Raw genomic sequence first — 24,633 nt, forward strand, 5'->3', positions numbered from 1 at the left:
CATCGCCCTGACCTGCTCGAACAGCCCGTACCGCTAATGACTGTCCCGTTGTTCCTCGACCCCGGAATCCGGTAAAGATCGGCCCCGTGATCGCCGCGCTGCCCGACCGGGCCACCATGACCGTCGCCGAGACCGCCCTCGTGCTGGGCGTGCACCGCGATGCCGCCTACGACGCCGTGCACCGCGGCGACCTTCCCTCCATCCGGGTCGGCCGGAAAATCCTCATCCCCACGGCCAAGCTCGCCGACCTGCTCGGCCTTCCCTCACCCGCCGCAGGGAGCCGGTGACATGGGACGCCCGTCCAAGCTCACGCCCGCGCTGCAGGCCGACCTCGTCGCGGCCCTGGAGGCCGGCCACCCCATCGCCACCGCCGCCGCACTGGCGGGGATCGGGGAGACGACGGTGCATCGCTGGCGCCAGCTCGGCGAAGACGACGACGCACCACCCCGGTACCGGGAGTTTCGGGAGGCCCTCACACGTGCGCGCGCGAAGGCCTGCGCCATCCTGGTCAACGCCGCGATGGCCGATGCCGTCGGCGGCATCGAGACCCGGCGCGTCCTGCGAGCCGACGGCACCCTGATCGTGCAGACCACCCCGCCCAACGGCCGCCTGGCCCTGGAGATGCTCGCCCGGATGTCACTGGACTGGCGGCCGGTCAAGGCGGTGGCCGTGGAGGTCTCCACACCCGTGGACGGCGGCCGGGCGGGCATGCTCGACGACGAAGAACTCAAGCGCCTGGCCGCAAAGATCAGCGCCGTACGTCAGGAGCACGAGGCCCGCGCGGAAGCGGCCGGATCCCCGGGATGAGGCCGTGCGGCGATTCGTCGTCCACCGCGGGGGCCCGGCGGGCGACGAAACCCGCGCCGATTTCGTTGCGGCGGCCGCGCCCCGAACTCGCGCGACGAAACCCCGGGCATCCCAGCGGACGAAGCGGCTGAGGGGGTCGTCTCGCCCCGGGCGTGCCGGGCCGACGCTTGCCGCCGGTCAAGTCCTGCGCCTCCTCGCTGCGCTCGTCCGCTCCGGACTGGACAGTCGGCTACGCACCGGCCGAAAGGGGCCTTGGGGGGCGAGTCGGAGGCCGAGGAGCGGGTTCAGCGCTGGTGAAGGTCTCGCGCTTCCACCCAGGCCGGACGGACCGGCATCGGATGGTAGTCGAGGTCGAGCCTGATCTCCTGCCCCATCTCGATGGTCCAGCACTCCAGCTCGCGCAGCCACAGCTCGTGCAGGTGCGCCTTGGCGGCCTGGGGCTCCATGAAGACGTACGCCACCCGCTCAATGGGCCGATCGGCTCCGAGCATGTGGTTGCGCCGGGCGAAGCAGGCGTCCAGCATCTCGCCGGGCGGCACGTCGCGGCCGTGCACGATGATGCGCAGGCAGCGCTCGGCGGCGTCGTAGAGGCCGTTGAGGTCGTGGGTGAGCATGTGTTCGTCACAGAGGTAGCCGCTGACCGGGCTGGCGATGGACAGCAGCGGATGCCCCGCCGAGGCCTGCTCGCGGGCGGTGTCGGGGTCGGCGGCGAGGTCGTGGAACTGCACGAGCGTGAGGTCGCCTGGACCGCGCAGCACCCGCCACGGCCCGTGGTCGAGCCAGCGCCGCGAGACCAGTACGTCGTGCCCGTCCCCGCGGAAGGCGCACAGCCAGCCGTGCGGGTAGTGGTGGCCGCTGAAGCTGTACGGGCGGTAGGGCGTCCAGTTCTTGACTCTGGTGAAGGAGGCCTCGTGGAAGGGCGTCTCGGCGAGCGCCTCCATGATGTCCACCGGGTCGGGCTCTCGCACCGTGTTGAGACGGATCACGCGCTTCCGGTCCAGGGACAGGAAGGGTCCCTCCCCCTTCGACCATTCGGCCATGGCCGAATGGTCGCAGTCGAGCATGCGCTCCAGCCACCCGTCGACCACCTCCACCTCCTCGTCCTCCAGCGAGAGGCTGAGCGGCCGCTCCGCCGGGACCAGCCGCCCGGGCAGCGAGGTGAGGATGGCGGTCAGGTCGGGTCCGGTCAACCCGATTCTCAAGCTCTTCAAGGCTCTCCTTCAGTGCTGTTCACCTGCTATGCCTGCCCCCGCCGCAGTGCGCCGGGCGGGGGTGGGGATGAGGCTAGGGGCCGGTACTGGAGACCGGCTTGTCGATCACTGGGACGACCCCGGCCATGCGATTCGGTGAGGAAGGCCATCGGGTGGGGCCAACTCAAGCTGTTCAGCGGTGCCAGGGATGCTCGTCGAGCCGGTCGAGGATGCTGTTGACCCCCGCGACGGCATCCGACAGCTGCCGGCGGACCTGAGAGGTCCACGGCGTCACGTCCGCCCAGTGCTCGGCGGCCGGGTCGATCCACTCGTGCCGGTCCTCGAAGTCGGCGTCCCCGAACAGCAGGGGCCGCCATTCGGTGGAGGCCGCGGCCTTGCCGGGTCCGGCCTGCCCGGTGTGCACGAGCCCGATCACCCCGGCCCGTACCAGCTGCCCGGCCCGCTACTGCGGTGCTCCGTGGCCGCGTACCAGACCCGGCGTCGTGCCGAAGGTACTCGCACCCAGGCCGCCTGGCAGCACTCCCGCCTGGCCGGCGACGTCGAGCGCCGGGCCGAGCTGGCGGCCGTCGCAGTGCCCAGCACCGAACCCGGCACCGACGATGAACCGGGGACCGGGTGGGAGACGCACTTGGTCGAGCTGCCCCGCCGCATCGAGCGCCTGGCCACTGTGGTGAGCAGCAGCGCCCGCGGCAACGCGGCCACCCTCGCCGACTACCAGCACGCCTGGCCGGCCTGACCGTCGAGCACGACCAGAACGTCCCGAACATTCGAGATGGAACTGGTAAAGGTCGATGATCGAGTGACCTTTACCAGTTCCATAGGCCGGAGCAGGCGACGGGCCGGTCAAGGGACAGGCGTCGGGCACTCACCACGGACGAAGGCAACGGTAGCCTGCGTCAGATATGCGCACCGTTCGCCTTGAGGGCCGGAGCTTCTCCGTTACCGATGACCCGGACCGGGTCATCGGTGGCTTCCTGTCTTACGCACTCTCGCTGAACAGACTCTCCGGACGTTCTCCCGCCGAGGAGTTCGCCGAGCGTTTCTCCCCCGACGGGAGCGAAATGGTTGTTCCCGATACCTTCGTGGCCTACCGGGCCACGGAGTCGGATGACACCGTTCCGGAGTTGTGGGAGTACACCGCGGAGGATTTCGATCGCATGGAGCTCTGGGTGCTTGTGCTGTTTCAGTGGCACCCGCTGCCGGACAACAGGGCCGTCATCGAGGGTCCCGAGCTGCGCCACCTGCTGAACGAGGCCCTCGCGCTGGTTGTGTAGGACCACGGGGTCGAGATCGAGGAGCAGAGACCGGATGTGATCAGTCAAGCGGGGCGTAGCCGAGGATGTGGTCGCGAAGTAGGGCCCCCACGTCGGGGTCCCCGCGTTCGAACGCCGCCACGAGCGGCTCGTGGTCGGCGGCGTTCTCGCAAGGCCGCATCCGGAACAGCCGTATCGACAGGTGCGTCCACACCTCGATGCCGAGTGACTCCCACACCGCCAGGAGCACGTCGTTGCCCGAGGCTTCGACGATCTCGCGGTGGAACGCGACGCCGTGGCGTACCTGGTCGGCCACGGAGGCGGCGGCCGCGGCCTGCTGCAGGCCGGCGAGATGGACCCGCAGCGCCTCGATGGGCGGGTGACGCAGCCGCACGGCCGTCTCCTCCAGGCCCGCCCGCACCTCGTAGATCTCGCGCAGGTCGGCCGCGGTGAGCCGGCGGATCCGCGCGCCCTTGTGCGGCGACGACTCGACGAGCCGGAGCGCTTCCAGTTCGCGCAGCGCCTCGCGCACCGGAGCCTGGCTGACGCCCAGCTCCGCCGCCATGCGCCGTTCCACCACGCGGTCACCGGGCCCCCACCGGCCGCTGATCAGGCCGTCGAGCACGGCCTGCCGGATCTGATCACGAAGCGGGAGTCGCATGACAGGTTTCACGGGTCCCATGATGGCAGATGGAAACATCCGATGATCGATCATAGGGTGTTTAATGGTTACATGGAGAAGGACATTGACCCGCAGGAGACCGCGGAATGGCTGGAATCGCTGGAGGCGGTCCGCCGGGCGGCAGGCCCTGAACGGGCCGAATACCTGCTGAAGCGGCTGGCCACGAGCAGCCGGTACATCAACACCGTGCCGACGTCGGAGGAGCCCGGCTACCCCGGTGACCTCGAACTGGAGGAGCGAATCGCGGCCTACGACCGGTGGAACGCGGCGGCGATGATCACCAGGGGTAGCCGGCTCGGCCTCGGCGGCCATCTGGCCACCTATGCCTCGGCCGCCTGGCTGTACGAGGTCGGGTTCAACCATTTCTTCCACGGCGGTCATGACCAGGTCTACTTCCAGGGCCACGCGTCCCCTGGCATCTACGCCCGCGCGTTCCTGGAGGGACGGCTGACCGAGGGCCAGCTCGACCTGTTCCGGCGCGAGCCCGAGGGCGGGCTGCCGTCGTACCCGCACCCGCGGAGCATGCGTGGGTTCTGGCAGTTCCCCACGGTGTCCATGGGCCTCGGGCCGCTCAACGCGATCTACCAGGCCAGGTTCAACCGCTACCTGCACAACCGCGGCATCAAGGACACCTCGCTCAGCCACGTATGGGCCTTCCTCGGCGACGGCGAGATGGACGAGCCGGAGTCCACGGCGGCCATCACCCTGGCCGCCCGCGAGGGGCTGGACAACCTGACCTTCGTGATCAACTGCAACCTGCAGCGGCTCGACGGGCCGGTACGCGGCAACACCCGCATCGTGCAGGAGCTCGAAGGCGTCTTCAGGGGCGCGGGCTGGCACGTCGTCAAGGCGCTGTGGGGCGCCGAATGGGACGGGCTGCTCGGTTCGGACGAGCTGGTGTCCCGGCTGGGCGAGATGCCGGACGGGCAGTTCCAGACCTTCGCCACCTCGACCGGGGCCTACATCAGGCAACATCTGTTCCACGGGCTGGACGTGCCGTACTCCGATGAGGACCTGCGGCGCATCGTCGGCGGCTCGCGGGCCGGCCACGAGCCGCGCAAGGTGCACGCCGCCTACCGCCGGGCCCTCGACCACCACGGCGCGCCGACGGTGATCCTCGTGCAGACCGTCAAGGGGTGGACGCTCGGGGCCGGCGTGGAGGCGCGCAACGCCAACCACCAGATGAAGAAACTCACCCAGGACGAGTTCCGGGCGCTGCGCGACCGGCTCGGGCTGCCGGTGCCGGACGAGGCACTCGACGCGGACCTGCCGCCGTACCTGCACCCCGGGCCCGACTCGCCCGAGGTCCGCTACGTGGCCGAGCGCCGCCGTGCCCTGGGCGGGCCCATCCCCAGCCGAACCGTCTCCCACCAGCCGCTGCCGGCGCCGGCCGAGCGGCCGTTCCAGTCCCTGGAGAAGGGGTCCAAGCAGCCGGTGGCCACCACGATGGCCTTCGTCCGCCTGGTCAAGGACCTCATGAAGGAGCCGGAGACCGGGCGCCGCTGGGTGCCCATCGTGCCCGACGAGGCCAGGACCTTCGGCATGGAGTCGCTGTTCCCCACCGCCAAGATCTACTCTCCGCTGGGCCAGCGTTACGAGTCGGTCGACCGGGACCTGCTGCTGTCCTACCAGGAGGCGGTCGACGGCCAGCTCCTGATCGAGGGCATCACCGAGGCGGGATCGATGGCGTCGTTCACGGCCGCCGCCTCCAGCTACGCCACCCACGGCGAGGCCATGATCCCGTTCTACATCTTCTACTCGATGTTCGGCTGGCAGCGGACCGGCGACCAGATGTGGGCGCTGGCCGACCAGCTCGGCCGCGGATTCCTGATCGGCGCCACCGCAGGACGGACCACGATGACCGGCGAAGGGCTGCAGCACGCCGACGGGCACTCCCAGCTGCTCGCCTCCGCCAACCCCGCGTGTCTGGCCTACGACCCCGCCTTCGGCTACGAGGTCGCGGAGATCATGCGCGAAGGGCTCCGGCGCATGTACGGGCCCGACGGCGAGGACGTCTTCTACTACCTCACCCTCTACAACGAGCCGCTTCCCCAGCCCGCGATGCCCGAGGGCGTGCGCGAGGGCATCCTCAAGGGCATCTACCGCTACTCCTCCGGCGGCGGCCAGGCCCATCTGCTCGCCAGCGGCACCGCGATCCACTGGGCACTGGCCGCGCAGCGGCTGCTCCAGGAGGAGCACGGCGTGGGAGTCGACGTCTGGTCGGTCACCTCGTGGAGCGAACTGCGCCGCGACGCGATGACCTCCACCGGAGTGCCCTACCTCCGGCAGGCCCTGGCCGGGACCGAGGGCCCGGTGATCGCAGTCAGCGACTGGATGCGCGCCGTGCCGGATCAGATCAGCCCGTGGATCGACCGGCCGTGGACCTCCCTCGGCACCGACGGGTTCGGCCTCTCCGGCACCCGGGAGTCCGTACGCGAGCACTTCGGCGTCGACCCACGTTCGATCGCCGACGCCGTACTCAAGTCCGTCAAGGAGACCGGCCGGAGATGACCGGCCCGGCTTCACCACCGCTGCGGTCAAGCTGTCCGGGTGTCGTCCACCCGCGCGCGGACGACACCGGTGTCGTCCGGGGTTGTTGCCCCGTTCCCGCAGGTCAGCAGTAGCTCGTCGGGCATGTACGGGGTCGAGGAACAGCGGGACAGTCGTTGGCGGTGAGAAAGATCTTGTTTCTCGTTGTGGCGGTGAGCTGGTCGAATGCGAAAAGGCCAGGCGGTCAGAGCCCGCTGAAGTGAGGGCGCGGCTCCGGAAGACACCACCCCGACGCCCTGCACAGTCTTCCGCGACCTGCGACGCAGCGGTTTACCGCCAATGACTGTCCCGCTGTTCCCCAACCCCGACTAAGGACGGCCTGGAGGCGGCCCGCCGCCGCGGCCGGGGTTGGTGGGCGCCGACCCGTGGTCGATGACGACAAGCGTGCCGCGATCTTGGCCCGACGCCAGTGTGGGGAGTCCATCCGCACCATCGCCGCCGGCGTCAAGGTCTCCATCGGCGTCGTCCACAAAACCCTCGCAGACGCCGAGCGTAACCAGTAAGGCCCGGTGCCCGGATTCGTGTCATGGGCCGCAAGGTAGGGCATTGGCGCAGGTCACGATGGGTGACCGTCGCCTCTTGCGGCATCACCGTTCTCGCAGGGAACCCCACAAGATCCACAACCCGGGCGGCGGAGGGCATCCCGGCCCGCCTCGCGGCGGTTGGCAGCGCCCCTCCCGCACGGGACAAACTCAAAGAGGTGGAGGCGCCCGCCCGCGCGGGTCGAAGCGCCTCGTAAGCTCGTTTGAGAGTCAGAAATGGTAGGTAATGCCCGCCCTCAGCTACGAGGGTGAATAAGTCCCTGGTCAGGCTGTGTGTGAAGGCTTGGATCAGAACTGGGATCCAAGGGGCACGAGACCTGGCGGAGGGCAGACCTTTCAAGATCGGACCAGGAATGCTCGCCCACCGGAGGGGCAGAGGGGTAAACGGTTATCCCTTCGTCGTGGAGGTTGATGCACCCGCCACCCTGCCCGTAGGGGGCATCCTTCGCGCGTATGGAGGCGGCGTACACATCACTATGGGTAGCGGCGGTACTCGGCGGCGGACACGATTCCCTTTGCTCCGTTTCCCCGGTTGACGTGCAGCCCTTCCTCGGGGAAGAAGATCCGTCCGCTGTCGCTGCTTTTTCCCTGCACCCATTCGGTGTTGACGCACCAGAGATCGGCCCCGCTGGCGTACAGGGTGCCCAGGAGATCGGAGCCGCGTGTATGCCAGACTTTCACCCCGCCCGGGAGGAAGGTGATGTCTCCGTCGCCGTCCTTAAGCCCCTTCACGTACTCGGTGGCGATGCCGCTGACGGTGGCCTCGCCGGCGTACAGGGCCCCGGCTTCCTGGGAGCCGGATTCGCGCCGCACGTGCATCGCGCCCTTGGAGAAGGTGAAGGCTCCGTCGCCCTTGGTCGACCCCTGTACCCACGGGGTGGTGACGCCATTGATGGCGGTGAGGGTTTCCAGGATGGGATTGCGCACTTGAACGGTCGTGGTGAAGGTGTGCCGCTGGGTGCCGAAGCTGGCGATGAGGGTGTAGGTGGTGTCGCGTTTTGGGGCGTCGGCGGCGTCCAGCGCCAAGGAGTACGGGCCATGCGACCCGGTGTGCTTGACCTTGGGAACGGGCTTCCGGCCGCCCGGGAACAGGATCTCGTATGTGAAGTCGTCGGATCCCTCCCAGCTCAGCGTGACCTTTGTTCCGGCGTCCACGACGGCGTTGTCCGCGAGGAAGCTGTGCGGCGCCGGTATCTCCTTTGGCGCGGTCTTCACCAGCGCCACCGCCGCGAAGCTGTTGCTCAGGCGCCCGATCTTGGTTCTGCTGGCGTTCTCGGTCACCTTCAGCACGGCTAGCCCGGCGGTGGGGGCGACGGTGACGTTCTCCAGCGTCAGCACCATGTAGTCACCGGGGGCGAAAGGGGTTCTGCCGCCAGGAGCGGTGGCCTGGAAGGCGTTGGAGCCCTGTGGTCCCGGCTGGACGTTCACCGACGACCGGGTGCCCGACCGCGTGCTGTACTCGCCCTTGGGCTTGATCCTGTTGAAGTCCGAGGTGAGGTCGCCGGCGCCGTTGCCAACGGGCACCTCCACCTTGATCGTGGACCAGTACGCCGCGGCCTGCCCGGTGTTGGTGATGAGCAGGTACACCGTTCCCGTGGACGGGGGCCGCCCGGCCTCTGACGCCGCCAGGGGCGCCGGGTCGGTGATGAGGGTGTAGGTCAGCATGGTCAAGGTCACGACTCCTTCTCTTGGAGGACGGCGCAGGCTAATGACCGGCGCGCCCAGACAGGACCGAAATGGGCGGGACGGGCAGTGATATGGGTGACACATCCGAAACCCGCCGCTTGTGACGCACCGCAGAAGATCACCTCTAGATCCAAACGCCAGCATTGGAGCGTGACGAGAGCATTCAAGGACGCCATACCAGGGCGACTCGGCAACATCTTCAGTGTCTTGACACGCATTCGGACCATGCGTCACTGCGCCACGACGAGCAGCAAACCGCGTCTCGTCACGCTGCGGACTGTCCGGGGGCAAGCTTGCTGCCGCGAGCCCCACTCAACATGGCTGGCTGCGCCCGCCCCTTTGCCGGAGCGCCTTCCGTTTCATCGCAAGGAGGGCGGGCGTTCTACGGCAGCGCGAGCGGTGGCGCGCCGGTCTGTGGGAGAGCGTCACAATCGGCCACGCCAACCGTGCCGTGGTTGAGTGGCGCGACATCTGATCACGGAGGGGTGCTCAACCCCGGATCATCGGGTTGGCGGCCCGCCGTGGCTAAGGGAGTTCCGGGCCGGTTCGGGCGGCATTCACGGACTCCCCTCGGGTGCGGTGCAGGATGGCGGGTCGTGGTCCGGGGCGAGGACGCCTGGGATCAGGCGATGGTGAGCGGCCCGTCGTCCAGGTACGCCGCCAGCGGACCGGTCGTCTGGGACCGTGTCGGCGGTTGCAGGGCCAGCCCGTTGGCGAAGGTGGCGAGGTAGCCGACCTCGTCGGAGGCCGTGGAGTCGAGGTGGCCGAGCAGTTCGACCGCGCGTGGGACCACCCGGGAGAGGGTGTCCTGCACGCAGTACCGGATGTACAGCGAGTCGGCGAGCGTCGACTCGGCCGGGTCGCCGTCGTCGATCCTGCGGGCGACGCCCTCCGCGGCCGACATCGCGTCCTCGACCTCCATCAGCAGCTGGACCCGCTCGGATTCGGGCACCCGGTTGTCGAGCAGCACCCGCTCGACCAGTGTGCTGGCGGCCCCGAGGTAGCTGCCCGTCATCAGCAGCTGGAACCAGGCGAAGCCTGCGGTCAGCATTACGTCCGGCTGCGCGTCCGGCTGCGCGTCGGGGGCCCAGGGCACCGCCTGCTGCTTCGACACCGTGACGCCGTCGAGGGTGACCTGCTCACTCTCCGCCCCCGCCCCGCCGACGCTCAAACCTTCGGCGTCTGCGGGCACCAGTATCATCGCCGGTCCGTTCCAACCGTCGATCATGACACTGGCGGCGAACAGGTCCATCGACCGGGCCAGACTGCACGGGCGCGTCCTCCCGTTGACCAGTAGCCAGTCCCACACGTGCGCATCCGTGGCGGTCATCGAGGGGGAGAGGATTCCGGCGCCGGGGCGCTCCTCGGCGAAGCCGAACGCCACGAGAAGGTTGTCGCGGACCACGGTGTTGACAAGCTCCCACCTATTGGATTTGCCATCGTCGGTGGTGGCCAGACCGAACAGGGTGGCCATCGCGACGTGGTGCAAGGTGGTGGCCACGGCCAGCGACGGTGTCCTGCTGCCCAGTGCGCGCTGCACCCGCAGGGCGTCCAGGGCGGTGGCTCCCCGCCCCTCGTAGTCCCTCGGGACCACCAGCCTGACGCCGTTGAAGTCGCGGAAGTACTGGATGCCGGGGCTATCCGGGCCCTCCAGCTCCATGAGGGATACCTCCTGCAGGTACTCGTCCAGATCCGGCAGCAGCTTCGCCATAGTGGCGCGTTCCCGCTCCAGAAATCGCATGTCCTCTCCCACTTCCCCTGGGGACGTCTACCCGGGCGGCGGCCCAGGCCGACTCGCAGCGCCCGGGGGCGCGCAGCATCTGCCACACCGCCCCGGGGCCGGGCCGGCCCAGGAAGGCAATGTACGGCGTCGGGGCACAGCGGTACAGCCATGGGCGCCAAGCAGATGATCTTTAATCTGCGCGGGCCGCAGGTGGTTGGCACGGGCCGGTCGGCCTAGCAGGAGGCCAGGCCCTCGCCAGTGATAGGGCGAGGCCTGATCGGGAGTGGCCGGGGCGCGATGGTCAGGTGGGCGGGAGCCAAGAACCCCAAGGATCACGCACCGAAGCCGGGCGTCACACGATCACGCTCGTTTGGGGCTCATGACACGTTTCTTACCGGCACCCTTATGGGGCACGTGACCTCGCTGCGAAGTCCGGGGTCGAGGAACGCGGGGACAGCCATTGGCGGTGAGATGGATCATGGTGCGGATGGTCACCGCGACCTGTGGAAACACTAAAGATCGTGTTATCACGCCGGACTATCCCGCCATGTTCGGGCCGAAAAGCTGACTCGACACTGTTGGTCGTGCATCGCCCTGACCTGCTCGAACAGCCCGTACCGCTAATGACTGTCCCTTTGTTCCTCGACCCCGAAGTGCCGGCCCCGCGCGGAGCAACTGGACGATGCGTTGCCGAAAGAATCGCATCACCCTGGGTACGCCCAGGACATGAGCAAAGACAAGCCCACACCGTGGGACGAGGGCGCCAAGGCGCGCATCATGTCCGCCACCGCGAAGCACCCGAACAGTCCCAGCGCCAAGAACGACTTGAGCCGCAAGGCCCAGTCCGGTGCAGACAAGAACGCTCACCGGCAGGGAGGTAAGCGTCGCTGAGAATTGCCGAATTGTTCTCATAGGGGGCAAGCCGCAACGGGCCGGTGACCTCGGTTGAGTGCCGAGGTCACCGGCCCGTGCCGGACACGGCCGAGGTCAAGACAGCGGGTCCAGGAATTCGATTTCGATGGTCAGCACGCCCAGGGCTTCCTTGTCTGGTCCGTAGATGCGGCGGATGTCGGCGAGCCGTTGGTCGCGGGGGGTTGCTGGGGTTGACCTTCGTCGCGCCTTCGGTGCCAGGCATCTCCTCGAAGGAGGCATACCGTGCGACGCGTTTGACCTGGGTGAGGACGTCGTCGCGACCGCACATGAAGCGGATATGGTCGCCTGCCTGCAGGGTGTGCAGGTTGGAGTAGTGCACCTGCACCTCGATGCTCTTGCGGCCGTCGGGCGGCCAGATCGAAGTAGCGGCGGTAGAGGTTCGTCTCCCGGGCGCGCACGCCCGTGGGCGGCTCAGTTCAGCGTCACCGCCGCATGGACGTATTCCGAGACGGGTCCGTCCAGCCGCAGCGCGTCGAGCGGATCGCAGTTGCCACCGGACGCGCACGACACTATGGGAAGACTGGCGAGCACCACCGCCCACTTGTTGGTCCCCGGCGCGGCGGCGCCGGCGTCCCAGCGGAGCGTCCAGGCGCCGTCCAGGATCGTCGCGGCGTCGGGGGAGACCTCCCAGGGGTACGGGTCGCCTGGCGGGGCCTTGCGCAACGCCCGGATCTGCTCATAGTGCGCGGGCTCTTGCACGGTCCCGCGGAACTCCGCTCGTGTGCTGTCGGCCGACCAGTCGTCGACTGCGAGCCGCCCCGCGCCGGCAGGTGAGGTCCTGGGCGCCGCGCCGGGCGCGGGCGGCGGCGTTCCCGCGCTACAGGCCGCGGAGAGCAGGAGGGCGGCGACGGTCAGGGCAATGGCGAAGCGTTTCATGGTCAGACAGACGTTCGCGCCGGTGCCCTGGTTCATCGGATTCTTGGGAGTTGGGAAAGTCCGCGGAAGGGGGCCAGCCCAACATCCCCACAGGCCATCGCCACCATGTCTGGCCGGGCTGGTCTGAGCATGTACCGGATAACGTGCCCGAGTCGCGCGGCTGCCGTCTTCACGCCACTGCTGGTCAACGGCACCATGACGTCGGCGATGTACGTGATAGCGGTCCCTTATCCGGTACATCGCCCCGGCCCACGGTGTCCTTCTGGCGTACTCCGGCCGCCCCCGATCTCCGTGAGGCGACGTGGTGCGAGCGAGGTGATGCGCAGGTCTGCCGGGGAAGGCCGGTGCTACGGGAACCCTGGTGCGCGCATCCGGAAGTTGGTCAGGACACTGCCGCGCCGTTCGACGCGTTGCTCGGCGACGACGGTGAAGCCGTGCCGTTCGAAGAACGGCCGGGCCGTAAGGCTCGCGTTGACGGTCAGTTCGCCGATTCCCTCAGATCGGGCGATTTCCCTCACATGGTCCAGCAGGGTGGTGGCGACTCCCGTTCGCCCGGCGTCGGGGTCGACGAACATCATGTCGATATACCCGGCCGAATCGATGTCGGTGAAGCCGACCACCTTGCCGCCGACCTCGGCAACCCAGGTCGCGGCCTTCTCCCGTCCGGCCGCCCAGTCGGCCGGGTCGATGTCGGACGATGCCCAGGCAGCGAGTTGGTCGGGGCTGTAGTCGCGGGACGCGGTGACCCGGATCGCACGGTAGAAGATGTCCAGGGTGGTCTGGGCGTCGCTGGAGCGGTACCGGCGGACTACGGATGTGATGGCGGTCATGGGGCCACTCTTTCGCACCTCGCCTGACGCCCCCAACACACGTGCCAGCCGAACCTTGCTGGGTCATGAGGAGAGTCACGAGGTGACCGCAACGCCGCTCGTCAAGGACGGCGGCCCCACGGCCGCGCGCTCCGGCGGCCAGCTGGCCGGGCATGCGGCCTGGAGGCCGGTCCCGGCCGCCGCCGCCACGCGCGCTCGGTCCCGCTCACCGGGGCCGCCCAACCCGAGGACCGATCGAGCCATGCCGGGGCCGAGGAACGCGGGGACAGCCATTAGCGGTGAGATGGATCATGGTGCGGATGGTCACCGCGACCTGCGGAAACACTAAAGATCGTGTTATCACGCCGGACCGTCCCGCTATGTTCGGGCCGAAAAGCTGACTCAACACTGTTGGTCGTGCATCGCCCTGACCTGCTCGAACAGCCCGTACCGCTAATGACTGTCCCGTTGTTCCTCGACCCCGGATCTGCTCTCATGCGTGGTTGCCGGGCGTCAGTTGGCCGGCGCGGTGTAGAGGACCTCTTCGGTCTCGTCGTCGATCACCTGCCAGCCGAGCCGGTCGGCGATCCGCTGGGCCAGTTCCAGGGCGGACGGGTAGCTCCCGTCCAAGGACGATATGTTCAGCTGCACCAGGTTGACCCGCTGCGGTAACTGATCTGCGAAGGCCGCGTAGTTACCACTCGGGTCGCCACGTGCGATCACCACGTTAAGCCAGGGCAGGCCGCTCCTCGATCCGAAGGAGGATGCATCCGTCCTGTGAAGACCGGACTCTGTCTCCAGGTACTCAACCAGTACGGACGACGGAACGTCCTCACTGAACTGCTTATCGGAACGAACCATCAGATAGTAGGTCATACGCCTATTTTCACGCCCGGACACACTCAACGATCACGTGTTTTGGCCTCGGGGAGGATCGGACCGGATTTTGGCGGTAGCCGACGGCTGGCGATGGTCTCTACTCGTTATCGCAGATAGGGGCGCATTATCTGCGATAACGTCAATGGCGTCCTGGGAGAACACCTTCGTGCGGAACCGGTGACTCCCACTGCTTATCTGCGATAGCCGCTTGGGAGGCCCTCGTGGCGACGGTGCATCGGCTCAAGGCCCGCGAGACCGCGCCACCCTGGGCCTGCGCGAACGCACCCTGTTTCGGCTGCTGTATGAGAGCGCGGCCAGAGCGCAGGAGGTCCTGGCCCTCGACGCCGACGAGCTCGACCTGCGCAACCGGCGCGCGAAGGTACGGCGCAAGGGCGGTGCGGTCGATGTCATCGTCTGGCAAACGGCCACCGCGCGGCTGCTGCCCCGACTGTTGGAGGGCCGCCGCGTCGGCCCGGTCTTCCTCACCGACCGCCGCGCCCGCGTCCAGTTGCCGCCCGGTGACCTCGATCCCGCCAGCGGCCGGGCGCGGTTGTCCTACCGCCGCGCCGCTGAACTCTTCGAGGCCACCACTGCCAGGCTGGCCGGTGGCCCCTGGAGGCTGCACCAACTGCGCCACAGCGCGCTGACCCACGCCGCCGAAGACGGCGCCAACACCTCCACCCTGCTCGCCTACTCCGGCCACACCTCCGTCGTGTCCCTCGCTCGCTACGCGCGAGTCTCCCCTGAGGCCCTCGCCCGCTGGCAAGAAGGCCGGGATCCGGCTGCCCGACGTCGGTGACCTCCACCCGCTAGATCACGCAGTGCCACACGGATCACCCAGAGCTACTAATCACTCTTAACGAGTCCGTCACTCAGGCAGACTCGGGCCTGACAGCCGCCGGCGGGTGAGCACTCATAGCTACTGGATCTTTGCCCCTGGTGGCGTCGACCCGAGTGGAGGGCCTTCAAGAAGCGACGCGGCAGCGCATATGTTTGTGGACGACCGTCGCCGACGAAAGCGTGGAGATCGTGGCGGAAGATGGCGTCCCCCCTGCCCGTGGCAGTGTGACCACTGCCTGGATCGGTGTGGCTCTGGCCGCGGCGTCTCTGCTGAACTACCTCGTCTGGCTGGGGTGGGACCGGGAACGGGTCGTCGAGCCGGACGGGAGTCTCAGCGGCCCCTATGAGCCGTGGCAGGTGGTCGGCCTGGTGGCCTGCCTGGGAATCCTCGCCGTCCTGGCCGGCAGGCTCGGCCTCCCGAAGATCGGCACGATCAGTGTCGCGGGCGTGATGTGGCTGTGCTGGTCGATCGACGCCGCGGTGTCGGACGACAGCGGTCTGTGGGCCGTGGGCGCGGTGATGTTGTTGCCCGCCGTCCTTCTCGGTGTCGGTCTGGTCGCGTTCCTCGCGGCTTCCCGCAAAGCCACGGGCCGGGAAACCCGGCCCGACGAGTGACCAACGCCTGCCGGGCGGTTGCCCGGGCTGTCGGCACCCGCCGGTGCGGGTTTCCGGTCGACGGCTCCGGCGCCGTGACGCGGCCGGGGTCTCCGTATGGCCCTGGCGTCGGCCCGGTCGCTCGGCCGTACGGCCAGCCCCGGCTCTCCGTATCCGTTCATTCGCGCGGTGGCGGTGGAGGAGACGGTGGCAGGCCCTGCCATGGGGGCGGACCCGTCGGTGGTGGAGCCGGTCGTCCGGAAGGCTGCGCGTGTGGTGGAGGTCGCTGATACCCCTGGTGGGGATGGTACGGCCCCGGTGGGGGCGGCGCTCCGTGTGGCTGGGGTGGCGTCCCGTGTGGTGGGTGCGGCGGTCCGGCCATGCTTGCCCGCCGCCAGCGGCGGTTGCGGATTATGAGGACGATGACGACGACCAGGATCAGCACCATGACGGCCACCTGGATGGCGGCACCGACGGGATCGGTGACGGTGACCTCGATGAAGGGTTCGTCGTCGGCCTCGCTCCGGGAGGGCAGGGGAGTCGGGGTGGCAGGGGCAGGGGGCGTGCCGAGCGGGTTGGCGTCGACCTGCCGTGTTCTGGCGGTCAGGGCCCGCACCGGATCGACGACACCGTAGCCGGAGAATATGTCGCGACCCTTGTCGTCGCGGTCCTTCGCAGTGCGGATCAGCCGGTTGACCACGTTGTTCGCGTCGAGGTCGGGGTACTTCGCGCGCACCAGGGCGGCCACCCCCGACACGATCGCCGCCGCGTTGCCCGTGGTGTCGCTGACGAGGTAACCATTGTCCGACATCCGCCGGGGCGCGGGATGGATGATTCTCACGGCGGGAGCCGCGAGCGCCAGCTCACGGCCAGTTATGGAACTGGACCAGGCGCCTCCGGTTCTGGTCGTACCGGCGACGGCGATCACACCGGGGATCGAGGCGGGGCACTGGACACCGACACCGTATTTGCGGTCACCCGACGGCGCGACGACCACGACGTCCTTGCGGAGCGCGTAGCGGACCGCTTCGTACTCCTCCTGAGAGCAGTGGTTCAAGGACACCGAGATGTTGATCACGTTTGCGCCGTTGTCGGCGGCCCATCGGATGGCTTGGTCGAGGGTGTCGGAGGTGGGTGACCTGCCGAGGTTGACGGGCAGGATCCTGGCATCGGGCGCGATGCCGAGCGAACGCATGTCGTTGCCGCCGGGGCCGACGATGAGCCCGGCGACTCCGGTGTCGTGGCCATACTCACCGGTGTCCTCCCGGCCGTCGGCCGCCGCGGCCTTGTCGTAGGAGCGGCCCCGAAGAACGCGTCCCTTGAGGTCGGGGTGGTCGGCGTCGACGCCGCTGCCGAGGAGGGCCACCACCACCCCTCTGCCCCTGGACAACCGGTGCGCCTGCTCGACCCGCAGGGTGTCCAGGTGCCAGGCCAGCCCGCGAACGGTGTCGGCCCGCGCGGGGGTGGCGAGCACACCGGGGACGACGCAGGAAAAGAGGACTGTCGCCACGGCCACACCGGCTCGAATCAGCCGTCGCGAGGCCTTCGATATGTACATACGGCTTCCCCGGCTCGGGAGTTCTGCGGCTTGGGATGTTTCTCAGCCTGCCGTACTTGATCATGACCTGGCAACCGATGCCGGTGGCGGCCCGGATTCTCACCGCGCTCCGATCCGCTGCCGCAGGGTCCGCGATCGCGTCGTGCCTTGACTCAGACGTCTCCTCAGAGTGGGCCTGTGGTATCCGTGGTCGACCGCCCTGCTGACCCTCGGGGTCTGCGGGCTCGCGCTGGTACGGCGCCCGTGGCGAGGCGGCCTGTTCATGGTGCCGCTGGCCGTCGTCGGCGGCGTGGCGGGGCTGCCCTGGTGGTGCGCCCCGCTGCTGGCGCTGGTGACGGCCGTCATGTGCCTGGCCTTCTCCCCGCGGGTCTGGGTCGGCTCCGAGCACGCGATCGTGGTGTTGCTGGTTCTGCTGCTGGTGGCCAGCTGGGTATCGCCCGGGGGGCAGGACAGCCCGAGCCATCAGGCCCTGCACGACATGGTGCAGGTGACGGCCGGACTGATGATCCTGGCCGTCTGCGCCGCCGCACCGCCTTCCGCGGAGCGATTGCCGATGGTGGTCGTGCTCTCGGGGGGGCGGCTGCCGCGGTGGCGGCCCTGCTCGTCGGGGACGCTCAGGCCGGGCCCGGCTGGTTCGACCGCGTGGAGAGATCGACGATCGGCAGACGGCGGTGTCCCGGTTCCGGGGCCAGGAACTCAGGCCTGTCCGCCCGGTGCGGGCATACGAACGAACACGCTGGATGAAGCGGCCTGATCACCGGTTTGCTCTTGGAATCAGATGCTGATCCGCGGGAGGCGGGTTAGCCTTCGAGCATGGCCAAGAGCGATCGGGAAAGGTTGCGCGAGACCTTCACCGAGGACGCCGAACTGTACGACCGGGCTCGTCCGGGCTATCCGGCCGAGCTGTTCGACGATCTGGCCGATCTGGCCGGGGCCCGTGCGGGATGCCGGGTGTTGGAGATCGGTTGTGGCACGGGGCAGGCCACCGTGCCGCTGGCCGAGCGGGGATGTCAGATCACCGCGGTGGAGCTCGGTGTGTCGATGGCCGCCGTCGCCCGCCGCAATCTGGCGCGTTTCCCGCTGGTCGCCGTCGAGAACTCGGCATTCGAGGATTGGCCGCTGCCGCGACAGCCGTTCGACGTCGTGGTCTCGGCGACGGCGTTTCACTGGATCGACCCGGCGGTGCGGGTGGAGAAGGCGGCCGACGCCCTGCGCGTCGGGGGTGCGCTGGCCACGATCAGCACGCATCATGTCGCCGGTGGCAGCCAGGACTTCTTCCGTGAGGCGCAGGACTGTTATGAGCGCTTCGACCCGTCGACCCCGCCGGGGCTGCGCCTGCACGCCTCAGCGGAGATCCCCGCTGACAGCGCGGAGCTGGACCGGTCGGCACGGTTCGGGCCGGCCGTCTTCCGCCGCTACGAATGGGAGCTGTCCTACTCGACCGCACGGTATCTGGACGTGCTGCGCACCTACTCCGGTCATCGAGCGCTGGAGAGCGGAGCGCGGGCTGATCTCCTGAGCTGTATCGGGTCTCTGATCGACGAGCGTCACGGCGGCCGGATCAGCAAGCGCTATCTGACCGAGTTACGAGTCGCGCATCGTCGTACGTGCTGAAAAGCGCGTGCTGTGCGCTTCCCCCGCGGCGCGGCGGGCTCAGAGTTTGTACAGCTTCTTGAACGGTGCCGTGACGCGTTCCTGTCGCGATCCGAAATCGACGACCACGGCGATCTCGTCCTCTACACCGGTGACGATGCCAAGACCATATCGATCATGGGTCACCTGGTCGTTCACACTGAACCGCTCGACAGGCGGGGCCGGGGGCGGGGGTTTGAAGGGGCTTGCGGGCAGGTGACGACGGGGTACGCCGTTGGCTGGCTTCATCTTCTCCAGTATGTGCCGCCGGTGAGAACGCTCGCGACGGAGGATCGACAAGCTCCACCAGAATGATCAAGGACCGGGTGGGGATGTGCTGCGAGCGGGGGACGGGAATCGAACCTGCGCTGTCGGCTTGGGAATCGCATGGATGCGACCAGCGCCCCCTCCGTCGTCGGGTGCTCCGCCGTCGGCCGCCGGTGAGACGCCGTAGACGGGCGACCGGGCGGCGGTGCCGTCTCGTGGTGACGGCCTCGTTCTGGAGGGGAACGAGGCCGTCGGCATTTCCGGACCTGTGCGGTTACTCCTAGAGGATGCCGATGTTGCCGTAGTCGAGGAGCATCCCGGTCCCGATTCCGTTCCCGAGTCCGATCCCGAGTCCGTCCCACGGGTCGGAGGGGGAGGCCGTCGCGTGAGCCGGACCGGCGGCTAGCGCGGGCGCGGCCAGGACGGCGCCGAGAGTGATCAGCCCAGCGGCGATCGTGGTGCGGTTCATCGCGGTCTTCTCCTTTGGGCGAGGGTGGCCCGCCTGTCGCGGGTCACCTCTCCGTTGCTGTGCGCACTCATACGACTACCTGGAGAGAGCTGGTTCAACTTGGGACGACATCCGGACAGCCGTTGGAGTTCGGGGCACTCCCGCAGCTGTCCGGCCTGAGCCGCGAAGGGAAGGGGCTTCCGCTATGTATCGAACACGCGTCCCCGTTCGGGCCACCTCTCCGGGGAGAAACCGGTCCGACACCGGAGGGTGCGGGTGGTCCGGCCGGTGGTGCCGTTAGCCGCCCATCTCGTCCCACCGGTCAGAAGACCTGGAGGTCCAACTTTTTTGCGTACGGCCGGTTCCGGTGCTCGGCCGGGGCCGCACCGGTTCGCCACCGAACCACGGGGGGAGACGGCGAATTCCAGGCCCGGGAACCGGCGCGCCGGCCGGAAGGCCGGTCCGAGCGAGCAACGGCCTGGGCGGAAGTGCGGGGCGTGCCCGAAGCTCACCTGGGCGTCACAGGTCGATCTCGTGGGTGTCGGGAAAACGGCGCCGTCGTGCCGGCAGCGTCCACGCTCCTCGTCACCGGCACCGCGCAGGCCTTCGCCCCAGGCGTCTGCGCGTCGGCCTGGCACGTCACCCTTACCTCCACCATGGCCGGCGATTGCAAGTGGATCGGGAACGCGGGCTTGACCCGCTTCTCCCGTACCAGGCCATCAGGATGAAGAAGCCTCAGTGACGGCAAGGCCCGCCGTATTCGGGTGGTGCCATCGCGTGGGGTCACTTCACCTCGGCGGGAACCCGTTCATCGCCCAGAGACTCCTTGGACCTCTTGTTTCGGGTCAGGTAGACATAGGCCATCGCGCCCAGGAACAGAGCGATCGACGTCCACTGGTTCAGCCGCATCCCGAGGATCTCGTTGGCCGGGTCGACGCGCAGGCCCTCGATCCAGAACCGGCCCGCGGTATAGCCCGCCACATACAAGGCGAAAAGCCGGCCGTGCCGCAGCGCGAAGCGACCGCCGATCCAGATCAGTGCCAGCGCCAGGCCCAGGCTCCACAGCGACTCGTAGAGGAACGTGGGGTGATAGGTGGTGACGCCCGGCACGGTCCCCGGACGGCCCGCATCGATCTCCAACCCCCAGGGCAGGTCGGTCGGGCCGCCGAACAGCTCCTGGTTGAAATAGTTGCACCACCGGCCGATGGCCTGGCCGATGGCGACGGCCGGGGCCACGGTGTCGGCGACCGCGCTCAAGGCGATGCCTCGGCGGCGGCAAGCGATCCACACGCCCACCCCACCCAGGGCGACGGCGCCCCAGACACCCAGGCCGCGCCAGCCCGGTCCGGAGTCGCTCCAGATCAGGATCGTGTCGATCGGCCGGTGGGGGGCATCAGGCCCGAAGTACAGCTGCCAGTCGGTGATGACGTGGTACAGCCGCGCACCCACGATGCCGAACGGGACCCCCCACGTCGCCAGCTCCAGCATGGTTCCCGGCGCCCCACCGCGATTCCGCCAGCGGCGCTCGGCGACGACGACGGCCACCACGACACCGAGAATGATGCAGATCGTGTAACCACGGATGGGCAACGGTCCCAAATACCAGACCCCTTCGGAGGGACTGGGAATGCTGGCAAGCGACATGGCAGGCAATCTAGTGCAGCCCGCCGCGATCACACATCCCACTGAAGTCCATATTTCGCATGCCTTCACCGCCCTGGCGGCAGGCGTACGACGAGTGATCCTGTTCATCGCCTCGAAGACCACGGCTGCAGGTCAGATGGTAGGACGCCTGGGACTCGAACCCAGAACCTACGGATTAAAAGATTGATTTTGCGCTGTTCTGGATCGTTCAATGCAGGTCAGAGGGAACGCGCGGTTCGTCCTGAACGGTTCTGAACGACCCTGTATTGCAACCCAAAGTGCAACCTCGCCGTCGGTGGGCCGGGGCTGAGGGACGAAGCCTCAGACCGTCGATCGCCCCCAGTTGTCGACGCCGCCTGAAAACCTGGCCCTGTGTCGCCGCCTGGGTTCTAGCCTTCCTTCTAGCGGTCGTCGCAACACCCCGGCTCGGGGAGTGCGATGGACTTCGAGATCCGCAAGATCCGGTCACCTCAGGGGCGTATGAAGCTGACCCGTGAGCGGGGGCCGCCTTTCGCGTTTCAGCGTTCAGACACCAGAGGTCATTCCAGGGATGCGTTATTGAATTGCCCCCTTTAGCCGAGACCGGATGGTTGATTGTGCAGGCCCAGAAAACCCGCAGAGCATAGACGCGTCTCGGCTATAAGGTGCATCCGTGGACACTTTGGAAAGCCTCGTCATCGCCCGGCGGCTGCGCGTCCCCATCGGCGACGCTCCCGCCGGTTCCCACCCGGGCTGGGGAGAGGTGGCCGCCCGCCAGCTCGACGCCGCGCTGTTGAGCGTCGGTTTCAAGTGCTCGGCGGCCCTGCTCGACCGTCTGGCGAGGCTGCGTGGTGAAACCGTGGTCGATCTCGGCGTGCGGGTCCTGGCGGCCGTCCGCCACCTGGTCGGCGACCACGTGCAGCACAACGCGTACTTCCTCAACTTCCCCAAGAACGTCCCCGACACCATCGAGTTCTGGGTCGGGCTCCTGCGGGAGGCGCTGCTCGACCCGGTCGCCGCCACGCGCGTCCAGCCGGCGACGCTCAACCTGCTCGCGTTGCCCGGCTACGGCCACTACCAGCACACCTACGCCGACCTGCTGGCCGCTCACGCCGAGCTGATTCCGCTGGCCGGCGACCGGGTGACCATGCTGGAGTTGGGCGGAAGCCTGGAGTCGGAGGCGCGCGAGCTGTACTTCTCGCTGGCGGGCTCGGAAGTGCCGCTGTCCGCCGAGGACCTGACAGCGCTCCGCACACTGGCCGCGTTCTGCGCCGACGAGCCCGAACGCATCCCGGTGCGAGAGAACCGCGCCATCATCAACGAGGTGCGCCTGGCCGCGGGGCGCCCGCTGCTCGTGGACACGGTGACCGACGTGCTCCGGCTCGCCTGCGGCTGCTCCGGCGGTGACGTCACGCTGTCCGAGCGGACGCGCTTCCGCTCGTTCCGTCGGGCCGAGCGCCGCGCTCTCCTGCAGGCCCTGGACGCGGTCGCGACGCCGGCCAAGCTCGGCGACGTGCCCCGCTACCAGGAGCAGTGGAAGCGGCTCGGCGAGCGGCTGCACCCGCACGAGTACCCGCACCTTCCGCGCGCCGTCCAGGTCTTTGAGGTCGCCCGCGGCGTCCGTCCGGCGCGCAGCTTCGACAGCCGCGTCGAGGCGGCCCTGTCGGCCGGCCGTACCGGCGACGCGGTCGAGCTGCTGGGGAAGGCGCCTGGCGCGTTGCTGCGCCGTCTCGATCACCTGCTGCGGACCGGCACGTCGGCTTCGGCTGTGCTGGACGCCGCTGAGAAGGCCGCGGTGGGCGCTTCCGGCCGGGTGCTGCTGTCGTTGCGTGAGCACCTGCAGAACCGGCTCGCGCCGGCCGCCGGGCGTGTCTTCGCCAACCGGCACGGCCGGGCATGGGCGACGGCTGATGCCCGCTCCCCGATCGAGGAGAGCGTCGTGTCGCGGGCGGCGGCCATCCTGGACGAGGAGATCACCCGGCGGCTTCCCGACCTCGGCGAGCTGATCGTTGATCCCGAGGCGCTCGACGTCGCCCTGCCGCTGTCGGGCAAGGCCGTCGCGCCTGGGCTTGGCATGTTGCCGCGCGGTTCGCTGTCGGCGGTGGACGGGGAGCTGCTGCGGTTCTTCGTCTACTGGCGACAGGCCGAGCGGCGCACCGACTACGACCTGTCGGCCCTGATGTTGGATGCCTCCTACGGCAATCCTGAGCACATCTCGTGGACGAGCTACCGCAACGGCTTCGCTGAATACTCCGGCGACCTCACCGAGGCGTCCTGCGGCGCGTCGGAGTTCATCAACATCCGTCTTGCCCAGGCGACCCGGTCGATCATCATTCCGCAGGTGAACATCTACGCCGGCGAAGCGTTCGACGAAGCGGCCGAGGCGTTCTTCGGCTTCATGAGCAGGGACGCCGAGCAGGAGGGCCTGCCGTTCGAGCCGCGCACGGTACGGATGAAGTCCGACCTGCGTGGCTCAGGCCGCGTCGCCCTCCCGCTTGTCTTCCTGCGCGGTGACGACGGCGCCTGGCGGGCGAAGTGGCTGCACCTCTACCTGAAGGGCCACCCCGGCTTCAACCAGGTGGAAGGTAACCGCGTCACGGCCTCTCTCCTGGTGCGCTCAATCGTCGAGCGCGACCACCTGCGGGTCCGATACCTGGCCGATCTGCTGCGGCAGAAGGGCTCGTCGGGTGAGCACACCACCTACATCGGCTTGCAGGTGCCGGCCGATCTACCGAAGGGCGCGCGGGTGTACACGCCTGGGACGCTGCACGAGCTGATCCCCGCCTGATAGTGTGAAGATCGCGAGGCCATGGGAGAGCTTCCTTCTCACCTTTTTTGGAAAAGTATCTAGCCTTCCCGCTTTCCTCGTGTTCCGGTCGTGAGGCCATTCGAGGGCTTCCTTCTACCCTGGTTCGATTCCAGGTAGACCCCCAGCGGGTCTACTGGCGCTTCTAGTCCTCGGGCCTTCCTCACGACCGGTCGGCTACGCACTGCTTGCATGGCTTTTTACCTGCTGCGCGGGCGCCCGCCTCGCTCGTTTCCAGGATGTCGTGGAGCGTGTATCCGGCCTGTTCGCTGCCGCGGCGACCTGCCTGGAACCCTGAACACTCGGTCAGGTGGTAGTAGTCGCTGGCTTTGGTGGTGATGAACAACGTCATTCCCGGCTCCTAGAAAGGTTTGTCCGCTGCGGCGCGGACTGTGGCGAGTCTCGCCTCCACCTCACGACGGAGCCAGGACAGCATGTCCTTGCTCAACGGTCCTCCTCGGTGATGCCGCGGGCGCTCATCAGTAGTTTCCTTCGGCGACTTGGAGGACGGTCAGGCCCAGTGAACGCCACATCTTGACCACGCCCGCGCGGTCGTCAATGACCCCAGCGATCTTTCTGAGGGTGAAGTTCCGCTGGTAGATGTCGCGTTTCACCTTCACGTCGGGCCGGTTGTCGTGGTCGTCGCGCATCCACAGGCCCTCGGCGTCGTCGAGGTGGCCGACGTTGGCGGCCAGCCACATCTCCGTTTGGCGGCGGCACTGTTCCTTGCGTCCGGACACGTAGGCGATCGGATGTCCGGCGAGGATCAGCGCCTGAACGACAGCGACGACGGGCGGGTTTGGTGTGTCCTCCCCTACCCGGTGCCAGTCGTAGGGGTTCCGGTCTCCTCGGAGGGCTAGGGTGCCGTCGAGGTCGACGATCCACAGAGCTTTACTCATGGCTTCAGCCACTCC

27 protein-coding genes are annotated in these 24,633 nt (G+C 68.2%); 13 read left to right on the top strand and 14 right to left on the bottom strand.

Annotation, left to right across the window (positions count from 1 at the left end; translation table 11 throughout):
* Positions 1-86 precede the first annotated feature (86 nt).
* Positions 87-287 carry a helix-turn-helix domain-containing protein gene (locus tag ABT061_RS23350; protein ID WP_350921370.1) on the top strand — a complete coding sequence of 67 codons (201 nt, stop codon included), beginning with the start codon at positions 87-89 and terminating at the stop codon, positions 285-287.
* Between the two features lies 1 nt (position 288).
* Positions 289-807, top strand: a complete 519-nt coding sequence (locus tag ABT061_RS23355; RefSeq protein WP_350921372.1) for a hypothetical protein — start codon at positions 289-291, stop codon at positions 805-807.
* A 284-nt stretch (positions 808-1,091) separates the two neighbouring features.
* On the opposite strand, the gene ABT061_RS23360 is transcribed toward ABT061_RS23355, so the two are convergent.
* Together ABT061_RS23360 and ABT061_RS23365 are read right to left on the bottom strand one after the other, a co-directional pair.
* On the bottom strand, positions 1,092-2,018 hold the full coding sequence (locus ABT061_RS23360) for a hypothetical protein (protein WP_350921375.1): 927 nt from the start codon (positions 2,016-2,018) through the stop codon (positions 1,092-1,094).
* Between the two features lie 172 nt (positions 2,019-2,190).
* Entirely contained in the window at positions 2,191-2,421 is a 231-nt protein-coding gene (locus tag ABT061_RS23365) for a hypothetical protein (protein WP_350921377.1), read from the bottom strand.
* Between ABT061_RS23365 and ABT061_RS23370 the strand changes: the two genes are divergently transcribed.
* Positions 2,416-2,754 (top strand): hypothetical protein, encoded by a 339-nt coding sequence (locus ABT061_RS23370; RefSeq protein ID WP_350921379.1) that lies wholly within the window; start codon positions 2,416-2,418, stop codon positions 2,752-2,754. The two genes, ABT061_RS23365 and ABT061_RS23370, sit on opposite strands and share 6 nt — an antisense overlap.
* Before the next feature lie 166 nt (positions 2,755-2,920).
* Positions 2,921-3,292, top strand: a complete 372-nt coding sequence (locus ABT061_RS23375; RefSeq protein WP_350921382.1) for a hypothetical protein — start codon at positions 2,921-2,923, stop codon at positions 3,290-3,292.
* A 40-nt stretch (positions 3,293-3,332) separates the two neighbouring features.
* Here the strand turns inward: ABT061_RS23375 and ABT061_RS23380 are convergent, their stop codons facing one another.
* Positions 3,333-3,953: a GntR family transcriptional regulator gene (locus ABT061_RS23380; RefSeq protein ID WP_502991468.1), complete on the bottom strand. Its 621-nt coding sequence runs from the start codon at positions 3,951-3,953 to the stop codon at positions 3,333-3,335.
* A 51-nt stretch (positions 3,954-4,004) separates the two neighbouring features.
* On the opposite strand from ABT061_RS23380, the gene aceE reads away from it, so the two are divergent.
* Together aceE and ABT061_RS23390 are read left to right on the top strand one after the other, a co-directional pair.
* Positions 4,005-6,464, top strand: a complete 2,460-nt coding sequence (gene aceE / locus ABT061_RS23385) for a pyruvate dehydrogenase (acetyl-transferring), homodimeric type (RefSeq protein WP_350921384.1) — start codon at positions 4,005-4,007, stop codon at positions 6,462-6,464.
* A gap of 404 nt (positions 6,465-6,868) precedes the next feature.
* Positions 6,869-7,006, top strand: coding sequence for a hypothetical protein (locus ABT061_RS23390; protein ID WP_350921387.1), 138 nt, complete (start codon positions 6,869-6,871; stop codon positions 7,004-7,006).
* A 513-nt stretch (positions 7,007-7,519) separates the two neighbouring features.
* Here the strand turns inward: ABT061_RS23390 and ABT061_RS23395 are convergent.
* Positions 7,520-8,722 (bottom strand): hypothetical protein, encoded by a 1,203-nt coding sequence (locus tag ABT061_RS23395; RefSeq protein WP_350921389.1) that lies wholly within the window; start codon positions 8,720-8,722, stop codon positions 7,520-7,522.
* Between the two features lie 631 nt (positions 8,723-9,353).
* Entirely contained in the window at positions 9,354-10,472 is a 1,119-nt protein-coding gene (locus ABT061_RS23400; RefSeq protein ID WP_350921391.1) for an acyl-CoA dehydrogenase family protein, read from the bottom strand.
* Between the two features lie 708 nt (positions 10,473-11,180).
* On the opposite strand from ABT061_RS23400, the gene ABT061_RS23405 reads away from it, so the two are divergent.
* Complete coding sequence (locus ABT061_RS23405) at positions 11,181-11,345, top strand: hypothetical protein (RefSeq protein ID WP_350921394.1); 165 nt, start codon at positions 11,181-11,183, stop codon at positions 11,343-11,345.
* 453 nt (positions 11,346-11,798) lie between these two features.
* On the opposite strand, the gene ABT061_RS23410 is transcribed toward ABT061_RS23405, so the two are convergent.
* From ABT061_RS23410 to ABT061_RS23420, 3 genes are all read right to left on the bottom strand, one after another.
* Complete coding sequence (locus tag ABT061_RS23410; RefSeq protein WP_350921396.1) at positions 11,799-12,299, bottom strand: hypothetical protein; 501 nt, start codon at positions 12,297-12,299, stop codon at positions 11,799-11,801.
* A gap of 311 nt (positions 12,300-12,610) precedes the next feature.
* Positions 12,611-13,093: a GNAT family N-acetyltransferase gene (locus tag ABT061_RS23415; RefSeq protein ID WP_350921398.1), complete on the bottom strand. Its 483-nt coding sequence runs from the start codon at positions 13,091-13,093 to the stop codon at positions 12,611-12,613.
* 492 nt (positions 13,094-13,585) lie between these two features.
* A complete protein-coding gene (locus ABT061_RS23420; protein WP_350921401.1) occupies positions 13,586-13,948 on the bottom strand; it encodes a hypothetical protein in 363 nt (120 codons plus the stop codon).
* 211 nt (positions 13,949-14,159) lie between these two features.
* Here ABT061_RS23420 and ABT061_RS23425 point away from each other — a divergent pair, with 211 nt between their 5' ends.
* Both ABT061_RS23425 and ABT061_RS23430 read left to right on the top strand, forming a co-directional pair.
* Positions 14,160-14,750 carry a tyrosine-type recombinase/integrase gene (locus ABT061_RS23425; RefSeq protein ID WP_350921403.1) on the top strand — a complete coding sequence of 197 codons (591 nt, stop codon included), beginning with the start codon at positions 14,160-14,162 and terminating at the stop codon, positions 14,748-14,750.
* Between the two features lie 266 nt (positions 14,751-15,016).
* Positions 15,017-15,406, top strand: a complete 390-nt coding sequence (locus tag ABT061_RS23430) for a hypothetical protein (RefSeq protein WP_350921406.1) — start codon at positions 15,017-15,019, stop codon at positions 15,404-15,406.
* 157 nt (positions 15,407-15,563) lie between these two features.
* Here the strand turns inward: ABT061_RS23430 and ABT061_RS23435 are convergent, their stop codons facing one another.
* A complete protein-coding gene (locus tag ABT061_RS23435) occupies positions 15,564-16,895 on the bottom strand; it encodes a S8 family serine peptidase (protein ID WP_350921408.1) in 1,332 nt (443 codons plus the stop codon).
* 217 nt (positions 16,896-17,112) lie between these two features.
* Here ABT061_RS23435 and ABT061_RS23440 point away from each other — a divergent pair, with 217 nt between their 5' ends.
* Together ABT061_RS23440 and ABT061_RS23445 are read left to right on the top strand one after the other, a co-directional pair.
* Positions 17,113-17,697 carry a hypothetical protein gene (locus ABT061_RS23440; RefSeq protein ID WP_350921411.1) on the top strand — a complete coding sequence of 195 codons (585 nt, stop codon included), beginning with the start codon at positions 17,113-17,115 and terminating at the stop codon, positions 17,695-17,697.
* 59 nt (positions 17,698-17,756) lie between these two features.
* Positions 17,757-18,557 carry a methyltransferase domain-containing protein gene (locus ABT061_RS23445; protein ID WP_350921413.1) on the top strand — a complete coding sequence of 267 codons (801 nt, stop codon included), beginning with the start codon at positions 17,757-17,759 and terminating at the stop codon, positions 18,555-18,557.
* 39 nt (positions 18,558-18,596) lie between these two features.
* Here the strand turns inward: ABT061_RS23445 and ABT061_RS23450 are convergent, their stop codons facing one another.
* The 3 genes from ABT061_RS23450 to lgt all read right to left on the bottom strand — a co-directional run bounded on the left by ABT061_RS23450 (position 18,597) and on the right by lgt (position 20,934).
* Positions 18,597-18,824 carry a hypothetical protein gene (locus ABT061_RS23450; protein ID WP_350921416.1) on the bottom strand — a complete coding sequence of 76 codons (228 nt, stop codon included), beginning with the start codon at positions 18,822-18,824 and terminating at the stop codon, positions 18,597-18,599.
* A 298-nt stretch (positions 18,825-19,122) separates the two neighbouring features.
* The gene (locus tag ABT061_RS23455) at positions 19,123-19,311 is read right to left on the bottom strand and encodes a hypothetical protein (RefSeq protein ID WP_350921417.1); all 189 of its coding nucleotides are present in this window, start codon (positions 19,309-19,311) and stop codon (positions 19,123-19,125) included.
* Between the two features lie 762 nt (positions 19,312-20,073).
* Complete coding sequence (gene lgt / locus ABT061_RS23460; RefSeq protein ID WP_350921419.1) at positions 20,074-20,934, bottom strand: prolipoprotein diacylglyceryl transferase; 861 nt, start codon at positions 20,932-20,934, stop codon at positions 20,074-20,076.
* Here lgt and ABT061_RS23465 point away from each other — a divergent pair.
* Both ABT061_RS23465 and ABT061_RS23470 read left to right on the top strand, forming a co-directional pair.
* On the top strand, positions 20,918-21,121 hold the full coding sequence (locus ABT061_RS23465) for a hypothetical protein (protein ID WP_350921422.1): 204 nt from the start codon (positions 20,918-20,920) through the stop codon (positions 21,119-21,121). The two genes, lgt and ABT061_RS23465, sit on opposite strands and share 17 nt — an antisense overlap.
* A 465-nt stretch (positions 21,122-21,586) precedes the next feature.
* Positions 21,587-23,701, top strand: a complete 2,115-nt coding sequence (locus tag ABT061_RS23470) for a TerD family protein (protein WP_350921424.1) — start codon at positions 21,587-21,589, stop codon at positions 23,699-23,701.
* 181 nt (positions 23,702-23,882) lie between these two features.
* Here ABT061_RS23470 and ABT061_RS23475 read toward each other — a convergent pair whose 3' ends face one another.
* Positions 23,883-24,071, bottom strand: coding sequence for a hypothetical protein (locus ABT061_RS23475; RefSeq protein ID WP_350921425.1), 189 nt, complete (start codon positions 24,069-24,071; stop codon positions 23,883-23,885).
* A 127-nt stretch (positions 24,072-24,198) separates the two neighbouring features.
* A complete protein-coding gene (locus tag ABT061_RS23480) occupies positions 24,199-24,618 on the bottom strand; it encodes a phosphatase domain-containing protein (protein ID WP_350921428.1) in 420 nt (139 codons plus the stop codon).
* Between the last annotated feature and the right edge of the window lie 15 nt (positions 24,619-24,633).

The organism is Streptosporangium sp. NPDC002544, assembly GCF_040295965.1.
GTDB lineage: Bacteria > Actinomycetota > Actinomycetes > Streptosporangiales > Streptosporangiaceae > Streptosporangium.